This window comes from Paraburkholderia tuberum STM678, from assembly GCF_902833905.1.
Taxonomy (GTDB): Bacteria; Pseudomonadota; Gammaproteobacteria; order Burkholderiales; family Burkholderiaceae; genus Paraburkholderia; species Paraburkholderia tuberum.
The window spans coordinates 58,272-73,841 of record NZ_CADFGP010000018.1 but is presented as its reverse complement, the minus strand read 5'-3'; the positions used below and the strand labels follow the sequence as shown (position 1 = coordinate 73,841).

Sequence of the window (15,570 nt, the reverse complement as noted above, 5' to 3'; positions counted from 1 at the left end):
TTTTTTGTTCTTCTGGATATGGGTTGGGGTTTTTTCGTTGTTCTGGCTTTGTTGGCCTTTCCTTGCTGACTTATCGGTCTATTAGCGTTGCCCCTGTGCGGGGCGGCACCTACTTTCTTTGCTGCTGCAAAGAAAGTAGGCAAAGAAGACAGCTCAAACCGCCAACTCTTAAGCGGGTCCCTCGGTCTGCATGAGGTAGTGGTGCATCTGGAATCCGTGCTCCCGCACATTCCGCGCTAGTGACAAGGCAGTCATTCTTCCGGCGGCGCTACGCGCGCCGAAATCCCGTTCAAAAACCACTGGTGGTTTCGGCGCATCGCCGAGGCGCAGCCGACGGCCCCCGCTGCGCGGGCCAAACCATTGGTTTCCCTGGCAGACCCGTCCGCGACGCACGTAGTGCGGAGTGGGAGGGATGATGGCTTTGTCACGAACGGGGAATGTGCGGGGGCCCGGATTCCAGATGCACCACTACTCCTTCCAAGCCAGGGGACCCGCTTAAAAGTTTGCGGTTTGAGCTGTCTTCTTTGCCTACTTTCTTTGCAGCAGCAAAGAAAGTAGGTGCCGCCCCGCACAGGGGCAACGCTAATAGACCGATAAGTCAACAAGGAAAGGCCAACAAAGCCAGAACAACGAAAAAAGCATAACCCCTGTCCACACCGGCCGCCGGCCGGCAAAAAACCTCGTCCAGCTATAATCAACCCTTCCCCGCCTCCAAAATCCTGCCTTTAACAGAAACATGAGCGACACCCCGAGCGACCCGACCTCGACGCTTGCAAAAAGCTTCGAACCCCACACCATCGAAGCCCACTGGGGCCCTGAATGGGAAAAGCGCACCTACGCCGCGCCCTCCTTCGACGCGAACCGCAAGGATTTCTCGATCCAGTTGCCGCCGCCGAACGTCACGGGCACGCTGCACATGGGCCACGCGTTCAACCAGACCATCATGGACGGCCTGACCCGCTATCACCGCATGCTCGGCGAGAACACGCTGTGGGTGCCGGGCACCGACCACGCGGGCATCGCCACGCAGATCGTCGTCGAACGCCAGCTCGACGCGCAGGGCGTGTCGCGCCACGACCTCGGCCGCGAAAAGTTCGTCGAGCGCGTGTGGGAGTGGAAGCAGCAATCCGGCTCCACGATCACGAATCAGGTGCGTCGTCTCGGTGCATCGATCGACTGGTCGCGCGAATACTTCACGATGGACGACAAGACGTCGGCCACCGTGCGCGACGTGTTCGTGCGTCTGTATGAACAGGGCCTGATCTATCGCGGCAAGCGCCTCGTGAACTGGGACCCGGTGCTGCTCACCGCCGTATCCGACCTCGAAGTGGTCAGCGAAGAAGAAAACGGCCACCTGTGGCACATCCACTATCCGTTGACCGACGGCTCGGGCCATCTGACCGTCGCCACCACCCGTCCGGAAACCATGCTCGGCGACACCGCCGTGATGGTGCACCCGGAAGACGAACGCTACGCCCACCTGATCGGCAAGACCATCACGCTGCCGCTGTCGAACCGCGAAGTGCCGATCATCGCCGACGATTACGTCGACCGCGAATTCGGCACAGGCGTCGTCAAGGTCACGCCCGCGCATGATTTCAACGATTATCAGGTCGGCCTGCGCCACAAGCTGCCGCAAATCGAAATCCTCACGCTCGACGCGAAGATCAACGACAACGCGCCCGAAAAATACCGCGGCCTCGACCGTTTCGAAGCCCGCAAGCTGGTGGTCGCCGATCTCGAGGCGCTCGGTGCGCTCGAATCGGTCAAGCCGCACAAGCTGATGGTGCCGCGCGGCGACCGCACCGGCGTCGTGATCGAGCCGATGCTGACCGACCAGTGGTTCGTCGCGATGAGCAAGCCGGCGCCCGAAGGCACGTTCAATCCGGGCAAGTCGATCACCGAAACCGCGCTCGACGTCGTGCGCAACGGCCAGATCAAATTCGTGCCGGAAAACTGGACCACCACGTACTACCAGTGGCTCGAAAACATCCAGGACTGGTGCATCTCGCGTCAGCTGTGGTGGGGTCACCAGATTCCGGCGTGGTACGGCGAGAACGGCGAAGTGTTCGTCGCCAGTACCGAGGAAGACGCGCGCGCGAAGGCCGTCGCGGCCGGCTACACCGGCGCATTGAAGCGCGACGAAGACGTGCTCGACACGTGGTTCTCGTCCGCTCTGGTGCCGTTCTCGTCGCTCGGCTGGCCGAACGAAACCGAAGAGCTGAAGCACTTCATGCCGTCGTCGGTGCTCGTCACCGGCTTCGACATCATCTTCTTCTGGGTCGCGCGCATGGTCATGATGACCACGCACTTCACGGGCAAGGTGCCGTTCGAAACGGTCTATATGCACGGTCTGGTGCGCGACGCCGAAGGCCAGAAGATGTCGAAGAGCAAGGGCAACACGCTCGACCCGATCGACATCGTCGATGGCATCGACCTCGACGCGCTCGTCGCGAAGCGCACCACCGGCTTGATGAATCCGAAGCTGGCCGCGTCGATAGAGAAGAAGACCCGCAAGGAGTTTCCGGACGGCATTGCGGCGTTCGGCACCGACGCGCTGCGCTTCACGATGGCGTCGATGGCCACGCTCGGCCGCAACGTCAATTTCGACCTCGCGCGCTGCGAAGGCTATCGCAACTTCTGCAACAAGCTGTGGAACGCCACGCGCTTCGTGCTGATGAACTGCGAAGGCCACGACTGCGGTTTCGGCCAGCCGGCGCAATGTGGCGAATGCGGGCCAGAAGGCAATCTGCATTTCTCGCAGGCCGACCGCTGGATCGTGTCGCAACTGCAGCGCGTGGAAGCGGAAGTCGTCAAGGGTTTTTCCGACTATCGTTTTGACAATGTGGCCAACGCCATATACAAGTTCGTATGGGACGAATATTGTGACTGGTACGTTGAACTCGCCAAAGTGCAGATCCAGACGGGGCAGCCGAACCAGCAGCGTGCCACTCGGCGGACGCTTTTGCGTGTGCTCGAAACGGTGCTGCGCCTCGCGCATCCGGTGATCCCGTTCATCACCGAAGCGCTGTGGCAGAAAGTGGCGCCGCTCGCGGGACGCTACCCGGAAGGCAAGGCCGAGGGCGAGGCGTCCATCATGGTGCAGCAGTACCCCGTCGCGGAGCCGTCGAAGCTCGATGAAGACGCCGAGCGGTGGGCGACCGACCTCAAAGCGGTGATCGATGCATGCCGTAATCTGCGCGGAGAAATGAACCTGTCGCCGGCGGTGAAGGTGCCGTTGCTCGCCACCGGCAATGCGGAGCGTCTTCGTACTTTCGCGCCTTACGCTCAGGCACTTGCGCGTCTGTCGGAGGTGCAGATCATCGCCGACGAGGCCGCGCTCGACGCCCAGGCGGATGGCGCGCCGATTGCTATCGTAGGAACGGACAAGCTCGTGTTGAAGGTCGAAATCGACGCAGCGGTCGAACGCGAACGCCTGTCGAAAGAGATCACGCGGTTGAGCGCCGAAATCGTCAAGTGCAACGGTAAGCTACAGAATCAGGCCTTCGTTGCGAAGGCGCCGGCGGCGGTCGTGGAACAGGAGCAGAAGCGGCTGGCCGATTTCGAAGCCACCGTGGGCAAGCTGAAAGCCCAACTGGCCCGCTTGCCGGCCTGACCGACGCGCCCGCCCCCTCAACGACGGGCAAGGATTTAAACCAGAGGACTCAGGGTATTCACATGCTAAAAGTTACGAAGGCGGTCTTTCCGGTAGCCGGTCTTGGCACCCGCTTCCTCCCCGCCACGAAGGCTAGCCCGAAGGAGATGCTGCCGATCGTCGACAAGCCGCTGATTCAGTACGCGGTCGAAGAGGCGATGGCGGCCGGCATCACCGAAATGATCTTCGTCACGGGCCGCAGCAAGCGCGCGATCGAAGACCATTTCGACAAGTCCTATGAGATCGAGGCCGAACTCGAGGCGCGCGGCAAGGACAAGCTGCTCGAACTCGTGCGCAGCATCAAGCCGAGCCACGTCGACTGCTTCTACGTGCGCCAGGCCGAGGCGCTGGGCCTCGGCCACGCCGTGCTGTGCGCCGAGAAGCTGGTAGGCGACAACCCTTTCGCCGTGATTCTCGCGGACGACCTGTTGTACGGCACGCCGCCCGTGATGACGCAGATGATCGAGGTGTTCGATCACTATCACAGCTCGGTGATCGGCGTCGAAGAGATCCCGCCGCAAGATACCAAATCGTACGGCATCGTCGACGGCAAGGAATGGGAAGACTCGATCATCAAGATGTCGGGCATCGTCGAAAAGCCGGAACCGGGCGTGGCGCCGTCGAACCTCGGCGTGGTGGGCCGTTATGTGCTGAAGCCGCGCATCTTCGATCACCTGCGCTCCATCAAGCCGGGCGCGGGCGGTGAATTGCAACTGACGGACGCGATCCAGTCGCTACTCGCCGACGAACAGGTGCTCGCGTACAAGTATCACGGCACACGTTTCGACTGCGGCAGCAAGCTGGGCTACCTGAAGGCGACCGTCGAGTTCGCCCTGCGTCACCCGGAAGTAGCCGCCGATTTCGAAGAATATCTGCGTACCCGCTCGCCGGTTCTCGAAGGCTGACGTCGAAAGTCCGGCTGAAACGAAGAAGGCGCTGTACCCCGAATAATGGGGACAGCGCCTTCTTTTTTACATCGGACCGACAGTTTTACCGAACGCAGCTCAACGACGCCGCATCAGAAACGTAAACACCTTGTCATGCGCCGAGCTTTCGACGATCTCGTTGCCGGTCTGCTTCGCGAACGCGGCGAAATCGCGCTGCGAGCCGGGATCGGTGGCGAGCACCTTGAGAATCTGGCCGCTTTCCATGTCGGCGAGTGCCTTTTTGGCGCGCAGGATGGGCAGCGGGCACATGAGCCCGCGCGCATCGACTTCCTTGTGAATCTGAATTTGCATCGACGATGACCTTCGGGACGGGGCGTCGCTGACGACGCCGGACAGAGGGTCAAATTTTACAGCAGGCGGAGCGGCGGCGCCGGACATCGCCACGACGCCCATTTCCACGCGAGCCGTGCCGCGCGCCGTTACAGCGTCACCGCCTCGCCGCTTTGCAGCGACTCGCGCAGCGCCACGCCGATACGCGTCGCTTCGAGCGCATCGGCGAGCGTCGCGCCACGCTGTACCGCTTCGCCCTTCCCCGGTCCTTTTAGCACCGATGCGACGAACGCGCGTGCCTCGTGCAGAAACGCGTCCTCGAACCGGTCGAAAAAGTTCGGCGTGCACTCGTTGCGAATGCCGGTCGCGTCGTAGATCTCGACGCGGTTCGCGCGCGGATTGCGGCCGATCGTCAGCGCGCCCGCCGTGCCGATCACTTCGCTGTGCGTATCGTTGCCGTGCGCCTGGGTGCGCGACGCGTAGAACATCGCGAGCTTGCCGCCCTCGAATTGGCAGATCGCGACACCGTTGTCGACGTCGCCGAATTCGCGCAGACCCTCGTGCAGCGCGACCGTGCCCGCCGCGAACACGCGCGTCGCGCGCGGCTTGCCGAGCAGCCAGCGGGCGACGTCGATGTCGTGCACCGTGCAGTCGAGAAAGATGCCGCCCGAGGTCGCCGCGAAGCGCACGAAGAAACCGTCGTCGTCGTTTTTATCGGTGGTTTGCGAGCGCACGAGGAACGGCCGGCCGATCTGGCCGGCGGCGATTTTATCGAACGCGTCGCGGTAGCTCGGATCGAAGCGGCGCATGAAACCGATCGTCGCCTGCAGGTGCGGATAGCGCGCCGCTTCGGCCAGCACGTGCTCGCATTCGGCGACATCGAGCGACAGCGGCTTTTCGCAGAACACATGCTTGCCGGCGCGCAATGCGTCGACGATCTGCTGCGCGTGCAGCGACGACGGCGTGACGAGCCATACCGCGTCGACGTGCGGATCGGCGAGCAGGTCCGCGTAATCGGCGTAGAGACGCGGCTCGTGCAGCGACCCATGCATCGCATCACGCGCCCATGCCAGTTCATCTTCGAGCGGACTGCACGCGGCCGTGAGCGTCGCGCCCGGCACGCCATACGCGAGGTTCTCCGCATGCCGCTTGCCAAGCCGCCCAAGGCCGACCACGCCGATCCGCAAGCGCTCCGTGGCGGGCTTCATTGCGCTGCCTCGCCGAGTTTGACCGCGCGGCCCTCGCGCCACGACCGCGTCGCGGCTTCCGCGAGTTCGAGCGCTTTCAGGCCATCCGCGACGGTCGTGCGCACCGGCTTGCCATGCGTAACCGCGTCGAAGAAATGCGCGATTTCGAGCGCGTATGCCGCGCGATAGCGTTCGAGAAAAAACGCCTCGGGCACGTCGGTCGATACTTCCGTCTTCGAGTACGCGGTGACTTCGGTGGGGCGAACGTTGCCTGCCTGCAGCATGCCGGTGCTGCCGAGCACTTCGAAACGATGGTCGTAGCCGTAGGCAGCGCGCCGCGCGGTGTTGATCTGGCACAGCCGCCCGCGCTTCGTGCGGATCGTCACCGCGGTCGAATCGATGTCGCCCGCGTCGGCGATCGCGGGGTCGGTGAGGCAACTGCCGGTGGCGTGCAGCGTGTCGGCTTCGTCGTCGAGAATCCAGCGACAGATGTCGAAGTCGTGAATCAGCATGTCCTTGAAGATGCCGCCCGAGTGCCGGATGTACTCGAGCGGCGGCGCGCCCGGATCGCGGCTCGTGACGACGAGCATTTCCGGCGTGCCGATCTCGCCCGCGTCGAGACGCGCTTTCAACGCGGAAAACGTCGGATCGAAGCGCCGTTGAAAACCGATCATGCACACGACACCGGCGCGCTCCACCGCTTCTGCGCACATCCGCGCGCGCTCCAACGTGAGATCGACCGGCTTCTCGCAGAACACGTGCTTGTTCTGCGCGGCCGATTTGACGATCAGGTCCGCATGCGTGTCGGTGCTCGAACAGATCACGGTCGCGCCGATCGATGCATCGCCGATCGCGCCGTCGCTATCCGCAACCTGCGCGCCATGCTGCGCGGCGAGCGCGGCGGCCGCCTCGCGATTCACGTCGACCACGTATTTGAGCCGCACGCCGGGCTGCCGCGCGAGATTCGCCGCATGGATCTTGCCGATGCGCCCCGCGCCGAATACGGCGACGTCGATCGTATTTACCGCGTCAGTCATCGTAGCCTCCAGTGTCGTTGGATTCTTCAACGTTCAGTTCGAGCTTGTACGCGAGCGCGATGAAGAGCGCCTGGCACAGGCAGATCGTGCTGGTCAGCGAGCGGAACGCGAACGCGCTGCCCTCTTTCACGTACAGCTGCGTGCTGGCGTAGCGTGCGAGCGGCGATAGTTGGCTATCCGTAATGACGAGCGTCTTCGCCTGATGATGATGCGCGACGCGCAGACAGTACTGCGTCTCCTTGCCGTATGGCGCGAAGCTGATCGCAATCACCACGTCGCCCTTCCTGACGCTGCGGATCTGCTCGCGATACATGCCGCCGAAGCCAGACACCAGATGCACGCGCTTATGCGTGTGCTGCAACGCATAGACGATGTAGCTCGCGACCGGAAACGAGCGCCGCACCCCGATCACGTAGATGTTGTCGGCCTGCTGCAGCATCTTCACGGCGGCGTCGAACTGCTTGTCGTCGAGGCCCGCTTCGAGTTCTTCGAGGCCGCCGCGCGACGCGGCGATGAACTCGCGCGCGACCGCGCCGCCCGACAAGGTGCCGGGCTTCTCGTCGATCAGCTTGCGGATGCGCTGCTGATAGCTCGACGACGACACGCCCTGCCCCGTATACGCCTGACGAAACACCGCCTGCAGATCCGAAAACCCGGAAAAGCCGAAACGCTGCGCAAAGCGCACGACCGCCGACGGATGCACGCCGCAGCTCGCGGCGATATCGCTCGTGCGATCCATCATCACGCTCGCGCGATGCTGCTCGATGTACGTCGCGACGCTTTTCAACTGCCGCGGCAGCGACTCGTAGGTATCCGCGATGCGCTGCATCAATTCGTCGACGCTCGGCACCGTTTCTTCGGTGATCTGTTCCGCCATGACTGCCTCTCGGGGTTTCCTGCAATGCGGCAGACGCGCCCACGGCCCGCCGCAACGTGCATCCGACGTTGCCGAGTATAGGCGGCCGCCCCGTCAAATGGAACGTATTTTCCATTTTTATTTGTCATGAAATTTTCTTTGCAAGGCTTCGGAAGATGACCTACTCTTGGTCGTGAGCGATGGCGCTTCGGCCTCGTTGTGTGGGTCATCGGAATGGAAAGCCGCCCGCCAGTCGCTCCCTCAATAACGAACGACAGACCGAGAAAGGTGGAGACAATGAGACTTTGCAGAGGCAAGGCAACGCTCAGGATTCTGGTGACGGCGTTGACGTTGGCGACGGGATTCGGCGCGGCCTCGGCCGCCCGCGCGGCGGAGGCCCACTTCGTGCTGATCAGCCACGCGCCGGATTCGGACTCGTGGTGGAACACGATCAAGAACGCGATCAAGCAGGCCGACGAGGACTTCAACGTTCAGACCGACTACCGCAATCCGCCGAACGGCGACATCGCCGACATGGCGCGTCTCATCGAACAGGCGGCCGCGCGCAACTACGACGGCGTGATCGTGTCGATCGCCGACTTCGACGTGCTGAAGAGTTCGATCGCGAAGGTCACCGAGAAGCACATTCCGCTCGTCACGATCAATTCGGGCACCGAGGAGCAAAGCGCGAAGCTCGGCGCGATCATGCACGTCGGCCAGCCCGAGTTCGCGGCCGGCAAAGCCGCCGGAGAAAAGGCCAAGGCCGCCGGCATCAAGTCGTTCCTGTGCGTGAACCACTACGCGACGAACCCGGCTTCGTTCGAACGCTGCCGCGGTTTCGCCGAAGCGATCGGCGCCAACTTCAAAACATCGACGCTCGACACGGGCCAGGACCCGACCGGCGTGCAGTCGAAGGTCAGCGCGTTCCTACGCAATCATCCGGATACCCAGGCGGTGCTGACGCTCGGTCCGCTGTCGGCCGATCCGACGCTGAAGGCGCTGCAGCAGATGGGCCTCGCCGGCAAGATCTGGTTCGCGACGTTCGACTTCGACAGCGACATCGCGAAGGGCATCCAGGACGGCACGATCCAGTTCGCGATCGACCAGCAACCGTACCTGCAGGGCTATATCCCGGTTGCCGTGCTCGCGATCGTGAAGAAGGACCACACCACCGATCCGGCCAAAATCCGCGAGATCCTGCAGGCGAATCCGAAGTTCAAGGAGCGTCTTGCCACTTATGGGCTCACGCCGTCCTACGGGCCGCGCAATATCGGTTCGGGCCCGGGCTTCATCACGAAGGCCAACGTCGACAAGGTGCTGAAGTACGCGGGTCAGTACCGCTGAACGCACGGCAACGCATCGCATCGCGCGCCTGAGCCGCCGCGCCGGCGGCAAGGTTAAAAGGCAGTGACCGGCGGGACGCATGGCGTCTTGCCGGCGCCAGCCCGCTCAGCGGATTCGCAAACGCCCACGGCATTGCGCCGACCCGCCGGTCGCGGGCGTATCAAGGAGAGCTTCAATGGGTGTCGCCGACCTGTTTCATCCCCATCACCGCAAGCAACCGCCGCCTGATCCGCAGGACCCGGCGAAGTCTGCTGCGACGACCGCCTCGCAATCCGCTGCCGTCGACGAACGCGTGCGCGAGGAATCCTGGTTCCGCCATCTGCTCGGCCGACCGGAATTCGCGGCGCTCGCCGGCACCGTGATGGTGTTCATCGTGTTCGGCGTGGCGGCCGGCAACTCGGGGATGTTCAACCTCGACGGCGTGATGAACTGGGCGCAGGTCGCCGCCTATCTCGGTCTGATCTCGGTCGGCGCGTGCCTGCTGATGATCGCCGGCGAGTTCGATCTGTCGATCGGTTCGATGATCGGCTTTGCCGGCATGATGGTCGCGCTGCCGACCATGTACTTCCACTGGCCGATCTGGCTGGCGATCCTGTTCGCGTTCGTCGGCTCGATGCTGCTCGGCGCGCTCAACGGCTATCTGGTGATACGCACGCGCCTGCCGTCGTTCATCGTCACGCTCGCGTTCCTGTTCATACTGCGCGGTCTCACGCTCGCGCTATCGGTGATGTTCGCCGATCGCACCATCATCTCCGGCGTCGGCGACGTCGCGCGTCAGGACTGGTTCGCGCACACGTTCTTCCAGGGCGTCGCGTTCAAAGGTCTGTTCGTGTGGCTCGGCCACCTCGGCCTCGTGAAGCTGCTCGACAACGGCACGCCGCTCGTGCCGGGCATTCCGAAGGTGCTGCTGTGGTGGCTCGTGCTCGCCGTGGTCTGTGCGTTCACGCTCGCCAGGACGCGCTTCGGCAACTGGATTTTCGCGGTCGGCGGCGATGCCAACGCGGCCAAGAACGTCGGCGTGCCGGTACGTCGCGTGAAGATTTCGCTGTTCGTGCTGACCGCGTTCTGCTCGGCCCTGTATGCAGTACTTCAGGTGTGCGACATCGGTTCGGCCGCGGCCGACCGCGGTTTGCAGGCGGAGTTCGAGGCGATCATCGCCGCGGTGATCGGCGGCACGCTGCTGACAGGCGGCTACGGCTCGGTGATCGGCGCATGCTTCGGTGCGCTGATCTTCGGCGTCGTGCAGATCGGCATCACGTACACCAACGTCGATTCCGACTGGTTCCGCGTGTTCCTCGGCGTGATGCTGCTGTTCGCCGTGCTGTTCAACCACTACGTGCGCGGCCGCGTCGCGGCATCGCGCTAGACGGAGGTTCACGATGAGCACCCCCGAACAAAACACCGACGACATCATTTTGTCGCTGGAAAACGTCAGCCGTTATTTCGGCAACATCATCGCGCTGAACGACATCACGCTGCGCCTCATACGCGGCGAAGTGCATTGCCTGCTCGGCGACAACGGCGCCGGCAAGTCGACGCTGATCAAGACGCTCGCGGGCGTGTATCAGCCGAGCAAAGGCACCTACCGGGTGGACGGCAAACCGGTGCACTTCACGTCGCCGAAAGACGCGCTCGATCTCGGTATCGCAACCGTCTACCAGGATCTCGCGCTGGTGCCGCTGCTATCGGTCGCGCGCAATTTTTTCATGGGCCGCGAGCCGCAGAAAAAGCTGTTCGGCCTTCTGAACGTGATGGACCTCGAAACCTGCGCAACCACCGCGCGCGACAAGCTCGCCGAAATGGGCATCAACGTGCGCGACCCGCATCAGCCGATCGGCACGATGTCGGGCGGCGAGCGTCAATGTCTGGCGATTGCGCGTGCGATCCACTTCGGCGCGCGCGTGCTGATTCTCGACGAACCGACCGCCGCGCTCGGCGTCAAGCAGAGCTTCAACGTGCTGAAGCTGATCCACAAGGCGCGCGCCAAAGGCATCTCGGTGATCTTCATCACGCACAACGTGCACCACGCGTATCCGATCGGCGATTCGTTCACGCTGCTCAATCGCGGCCGCTCGCTCGGCACGTTCACCAAACAGACGATCAGCAAGAACGAAGTGCTCGACATGATGGCCGGCGGCGCCGAGATGCAGAAGATGATCGGCGAACTCGAAGGCGCGACGATCTGACCGATTCGCGCGGCACGTCCAGCCTCGGCGCGTTTCGCCCGGCTGGCCGACGCGCACCTCCCGCGCACTGTTACTCAGGACTATTCATGGCTCACTCCAGCACCTCCAGCGGTAACGCAGCGGACAGCCGGTTCGCGCCGGGGCGCGCCCGCGACATCGTGTGCCTCGGCCGGCTGGCCGTCGATCTGTACGCGCAGCAGGTCGGCGCACGGCTCGAAGACGTGTCGAGCTTCGCGAAGTATCTCGGCGGCTCGTCGGCGAACATCGCGTTCGGCTGCGCGCGGCTCGGGCTTGCCGCAGCCATGCTGGCGCGCGTCGGCAACGATCACATGGGGCGCTTCCTGACGGAGACGCTCACGAAGGAAGGCTGCGACGTGAGTCGCGTGCGCATCGATCACGATCGGCTGACCGCGCTCGTGCTGCTCGGCCTGAAGGACCGCGACACCTTTCCGCTGATCTTCTACCGCGAGAACTGCGCGGACATGGCGGTCGACGAGGCCGACTTCGACGAGGCGTTCATCGCGTCGTCGAAAGCGCTGCTGATCACCGGCACGCATTTCTCGACCGAGCAGGTCAATCGCACGAGCCGTCGCGCGCTCGACTACGCGCGCCGCAACGACGTGCGCACCGTGCTCGACATCGACTACCGCCCGGTGCTGTGGGGACTCACGGGCAAGGCCGACGGCGAGACGCGTTTCGTCGCGAGCGAAGGCGTCAGCGCGCATTTGCAGCGGATTCTGCCGCTGTTCGATCTGGTGATCGGCACCGAGGAAGAGTTTCGCATCGCCAGCGGCAAGGCCGACCTCGTCGACGCGCTCGCGATGGTGCGCGCGGTGACGCCGGCCACGCTCGTGCTGAAACGCGGGCCGCTCGGCTGTCAGATCATCGACGGCGAGGTGCCTGCATCGCTCGACGATGCGCCGGTTCATGGCGGCGTCGAAGTCGAAGTGCTGAACGTGCTCGGCGCGGGCGACGCGTTCGCTTCCGGCTTCCTTTCCGGCTGGCTGCGCGATCAGCCGCTTGACGCCTGCGCGCACGCCGCGAATGCGAGCGGTGCGCTGGTCGTGTCTCGGCACGGCTGCGCCCCGGCGATGCCGACACCGGCCGAACTCGACTACTTCCTGCGCGAAGCGCAGGCCGATCCGCAACGCATGCGCCGCCCCGATCGCGATGCGAAGCTCGCAAGACTGCATCGCGTGTCGCCGGCGCGCAAAGCGTGGCACGAGGTGCTCGGCTTCGCATTCGATCATCGCAACCCGTTCTTCGAACTCGCGCAGCAGACCGGTGCCGACGAAGCGCGCATTGCCCGGTTGAAGGGCTTGTTCGTCGAAGCGGTCGCGCAAACCGAACGTGCATTGAACTTGCAGGGACGCATCGGCGTACTGATCGACGACCGCTATGGTCAGGACGCGCTGAATGCCGCGACCGGTCGCGGCTGGTGGATCGGCCGCCCGGTCGAACTGCCCGGCTCCGTGCCGCTCGTGTTCGATCATGGTCGTTCGATCGGCACCACGTTGATCGCGTGGCCGCAGGAACACGTCGTCAAATGCCTCGTGCAGTTTCATCCCGACGAGCCGATCGAGCAGCGGCTCGAACAGGAGGCGCAACTGCGCGCGCTGTACGACGCGACCCAGGCAAGCGGCCACGAACTGCTGCTCGAAGTGATTCCTCCGAAGCATGCGTCGCTGCCGCAGGGACCGGACATCGCGTATCGCGCGTTAAAGCGCATCTACAACCTCGGCATCTACCCCGAGTGGTGGAAGCTCGAACCGATGGACGCCGCGCAATGGCAGGCCATCGACGCGCTGATCGCCGAGCGCGATCCGTATTGCCGTGGCGTCGTGCTGCTCGGTTTATCGGCGGCGGTCGAGCAATTGAGCGAGGGCTTTCGCGCGGCCGCGCAAGCGGCGACGTGCCGCGGCTTCACGGTCGGCCGCACGATCTTTCACGAACCGAGCCATGCGTGGCTCGCCGGCGAAATTGGCGACGACGAACTGATCGCGCGCGTGCGCCTCACGTTCGAAACGCTGATCGCCGCATGGCGCGGTGCGCGCGGCGAACCGGCGGCGCATGGCACACCTCATCACGCTCATCAGGAGCAGGCCGCATGAACGAGCGCATCATGGATGACGACACCCCATCCGCCAGCGGCGCGACGCAAGCGCACGCGCCTGCGCGCACCGGCGGCACGATTCGCCTGACGATGGCGCAGGCGCTCGTGCGCTATCTGGCCGCGCAACGCGTCGCCAGCGAAGACGGCACCAACGTCGAACCGCTGTTCGGCGGCGTGTTCGCGATTTTCGGTCACGGCAACGTCGCGGGCATCGGCGAGGCGCTGTATCAGCATCGCGACGCGCTGCCGACCTTGCGCGCGCACAACGAGCAGGCGATGGCGCACAGTGCGATCGCCTACGCGAAGGCGCACTTTCGCCGCCGCATGATGGCCGTGACGACGTCGATCGGCCCAGGTGCCACCAATCTGCTGACCGCGGCCGCGCTCGCGCACGTGAACCGTTTGCCGGTGCTGCTGTTGCCCGGCGACATCTTCGTGTCGCGCGCGCCCGATCCGGTCTTGCAGCAGGTCGAGGATTTCAACGATGGCGGCGTGTCCGCGAATGACGCGTTCAAGCCGCTGTCGCGCTACTTCGACCGCATCGTGCATCCTGCGCAATTGCTGAGCGCGCTGCCGCGCGCGATCCGCGTGCTCACCGATGCCGCGTTGTGCGGCCCCGTCACGCTGGCGCTGCCGCAGGACGTGCAGGCGCAGGCGTGGGACTTCCCGGAGGACTTTTTCACGCCGCGTGTCGTGCGCTTTCATGCACCCGCGCCGCGTAGCGACGATATCGACGCCGCGTGCGCGCGCTTGCGGCACGCGAAGCGTCCGTTGATCGTCGCGGGCGGCGGCGTGCTGTACAGCCGCGCGGCCGATGCGCTGCACCGCTTCGCGAGCGCGCATGGCGTGCCGATCGCGGAAACGCAGGCCGGCAAAAGCTCGCTCGCGTGGAACGATCCGCTGAATGCCGGCGCGCTCGGGGTGACCGGCTCAGTGGCTGCCAACGCGCTTGCGCATGACGCCGACTGCGTGCTCGCGCTCGGCACGCGGCTGCAGGACTTCACGACCGGCTCGAACACGCTGTTCACGCAAGCCGACGTGATCGCGATCAACGCGAACGGATTCGACGCGCTCAAGCATCGCGGCTTCGTCGTCGAAGCCGATGTGAAACTCGCGCTCGATGCGCTAACGGGGCCGCTGCATGGCTGGCACGCCGAGCGCAGCTGGACCGCGCGCGCACACAAGCTCGCGGCGAGCTGGCGCGACACCGTGCAAACGCTCACCCATGCGCCGCAACGCGACGCGGTACTGCCCTACGAGGGCGACGTGATCGGCGCGGTGCAGCGTTCGAGCGCGCACTCGCCGACCGACGACGTCGTCGTCTGCGCGGCCGGCACGCTGCCCGCCGATCTGCACAAGCTATGGCGCGCGGGCCGGCCCGGCGCGTATCACGTCGAATACGGCTATTCGTGCATGGGCTACGAGATCGCGGGCGGCCTCGGCGTCAAGCTCGCGCGGCCCGAGCGCGAGGTGATCGTGATTCTCGGCGACGGCAGCTATCTGATGATGAACAGCGAGATCGCGAGCTCGGTGATGCTCGGCGCGAAGCTGATCGTCGTTGTGCTCGACAATCGCGGCTTCGGCTGCATCAATCGACTGCAACAGGCTTGCGGTGGCGCACCGTTCAACAATCTGCTCGACGATTGCGTGCACGCACCGGAAGGCGCGCCGCGCATCGACTTCGCCGCGCATGCGCGCGCGCTCGGCGCGCAAGCCGAGCATGCGCGCAATCTCGCCGAGCTCGAAGCGGCACTGCAACGCGCGCGCGCCGCGCGAGGCACGTACGTGATCAGCATCGACACCGACCCGGCTCGCACCACCGAAGACGGTGGCTGGTGGTGGGAAGTCGCGGTGCCCGAAGTGTCGACGCGCACCGAGGTACGCGAGGCCCGCGCGAAGTACGACGCGCAGCTCGCCGCGCGCGCGGCGCCGCCCGCGACGCCTGCGCCGTCACAGGGTGCCGATCGTGACTGAG

Annotated in this window: 11 protein-coding genes; 7 read left to right on the top strand and 4 right to left on the bottom strand. The window is 64.4% G+C overall.

Annotated features, from left to right (window positions below):
* Positions 1-736: 736 nt before the first annotated feature.
* On the top strand, positions 737-3,616 hold the full coding sequence (locus HWY30_RS17620; protein ID WP_090801029.1) for a valine--tRNA ligase: 2,880 nt from the start codon (positions 737-739) through the stop codon (positions 3,614-3,616).
* Positions 3,617-3,678: 62 nt separating this feature from the next.
* Positions 3,679-4,560, top strand: a complete 882-nt coding sequence (gene galU, locus HWY30_RS17615) for a UTP--glucose-1-phosphate uridylyltransferase GalU (protein ID WP_090801031.1) — start codon at positions 3,679-3,681, stop codon at positions 4,558-4,560.
* 99 nt (positions 4,561-4,659) lie between these two features.
* On the opposite strand, the gene HWY30_RS17610 is transcribed toward galU, so the two are convergent.
* The 4 genes from HWY30_RS17610 to HWY30_RS17595 form a co-directional block, all read right to left on the bottom strand.
* Positions 4,660-4,887, bottom strand: coding sequence for a sulfurtransferase TusA family protein (locus tag HWY30_RS17610; protein ID WP_026225937.1), 228 nt, complete (start codon positions 4,885-4,887; stop codon positions 4,660-4,662).
* Positions 4,888-5,021: 134 nt separating this feature from the next.
* Positions 5,022-6,080 (bottom strand): Gfo/Idh/MocA family oxidoreductase, encoded by a 1,059-nt coding sequence (locus HWY30_RS17605; RefSeq protein ID WP_090801033.1) that lies wholly within the window; start codon positions 6,078-6,080, stop codon positions 5,022-5,024.
* Positions 6,077-7,096: an inositol 2-dehydrogenase gene (iolG, locus tag HWY30_RS17600; protein WP_090801035.1), complete on the bottom strand. Its 1,020-nt coding sequence runs from the start codon at positions 7,094-7,096 to the stop codon at positions 6,077-6,079. The genes HWY30_RS17605 and iolG overlap by 4 nt, the downstream gene beginning before the upstream one ends.
* Positions 7,089-7,973 carry a MurR/RpiR family transcriptional regulator gene (locus tag HWY30_RS17595; RefSeq protein ID WP_090801038.1) on the bottom strand — a complete coding sequence of 295 codons (885 nt, stop codon included), beginning with the start codon at positions 7,971-7,973 and terminating at the stop codon, positions 7,089-7,091. Before HWY30_RS17595 ends, iolG begins: the two co-directional genes overlap by 8 nt.
* 276 nt (positions 7,974-8,249) lie before the next feature.
* Here HWY30_RS17595 and HWY30_RS17590 point away from each other — a divergent pair, with 276 nt between their 5' ends.
* The 5 genes from HWY30_RS17590 to iolD all read left to right on the top strand — a co-directional run bounded on the left by HWY30_RS17590 (position 8,250) and on the right by iolD (position 15,569).
* Positions 8,250-9,296 carry a sugar ABC transporter substrate-binding protein gene (locus HWY30_RS17590; protein WP_090801040.1) on the top strand — a complete coding sequence of 349 codons (1,047 nt, stop codon included), beginning with the start codon at positions 8,250-8,252 and terminating at the stop codon, positions 9,294-9,296.
* Between the two features lie 175 nt (positions 9,297-9,471).
* Complete coding sequence (locus tag HWY30_RS17585; protein ID WP_090801041.1) at positions 9,472-10,662, top strand: ABC transporter permease; 1,191 nt, start codon at positions 9,472-9,474, stop codon at positions 10,660-10,662.
* Between the two features lie 13 nt (positions 10,663-10,675).
* Positions 10,676-11,482 (top strand): ATP-binding cassette domain-containing protein, encoded by an 807-nt coding sequence (locus HWY30_RS17580; RefSeq protein ID WP_090801043.1) that lies wholly within the window; start codon positions 10,676-10,678, stop codon positions 11,480-11,482.
* An 86-nt stretch (positions 11,483-11,568) separates the two neighbouring features.
* A complete protein-coding gene (locus HWY30_RS17575; RefSeq protein ID WP_090801045.1) occupies positions 11,569-13,593 on the top strand; it encodes a bifunctional 5-dehydro-2-deoxygluconokinase/5-dehydro-2-deoxyphosphogluconate aldolase in 2,025 nt (674 codons plus the stop codon).
* Complete coding sequence (iolD, locus tag HWY30_RS17570) at positions 13,590-15,569, top strand: 3D-(3,5/4)-trihydroxycyclohexane-1,2-dione acylhydrolase (decyclizing) (RefSeq protein WP_090801047.1); 1,980 nt, start codon at positions 13,590-13,592, stop codon at positions 15,567-15,569. Before HWY30_RS17575 ends, iolD begins: the two co-directional genes overlap by 4 nt.
* Position 15,570 lies beyond the last annotated feature (1 nt).

Bases quoted from the DNA above. Each gene is read 5' to 3' on its own strand.
- HWY30_RS17585 (WP_090801041.1), top strand. From the start codon at position 9,472: ATGGGTGTCGCCGACCTGTTTCATCCCCATCACCGCAAGCAACCGCCG.
- HWY30_RS17605 (WP_090801033.1), bottom strand. From the start codon at position 6,080: ATGAAGCCCGCCACGGAGCGCTTGCGGATCGGCGTGGTCGGCCTTGGG.
- galU (WP_090801031.1), top strand. From the start codon at position 3,679: ATGCTAAAAGTTACGAAGGCGGTCTTTCCGGTAGCCGGTCTTGGCACC.
- HWY30_RS17575 (WP_090801045.1), top strand. From the start codon at position 11,569: ATGGCTCACTCCAGCACCTCCAGCGGTAACGCAGCGGACAGCCGGTTC.
- iolG (WP_090801035.1), bottom strand. From the start codon at position 7,096: ATGACTGACGCGGTAAATACGATCGACGTCGCCGTATTCGGCGCGGGG.
- iolD (WP_090801047.1), top strand. From the start codon at position 13,590: ATGAACGAGCGCATCATGGATGACGACACCCCATCCGCCAGCGGCGCG.
- HWY30_RS17580 (WP_090801043.1), top strand. From the start codon at position 10,676: ATGAGCACCCCCGAACAAAACACCGACGACATCATTTTGTCGCTGGAA.
- HWY30_RS17620 (WP_090801029.1), top strand. From the start codon at position 737: ATGAGCGACACCCCGAGCGACCCGACCTCGACGCTTGCAAAAAGCTTC.
- HWY30_RS17590 (WP_090801040.1), top strand. From the start codon at position 8,250: ATGAGACTTTGCAGAGGCAAGGCAACGCTCAGGATTCTGGTGACGGCG.
- HWY30_RS17595 (WP_090801038.1), bottom strand. From the start codon at position 7,973: ATGGCGGAACAGATCACCGAAGAAACGGTGCCGAGCGTCGACGAATTG.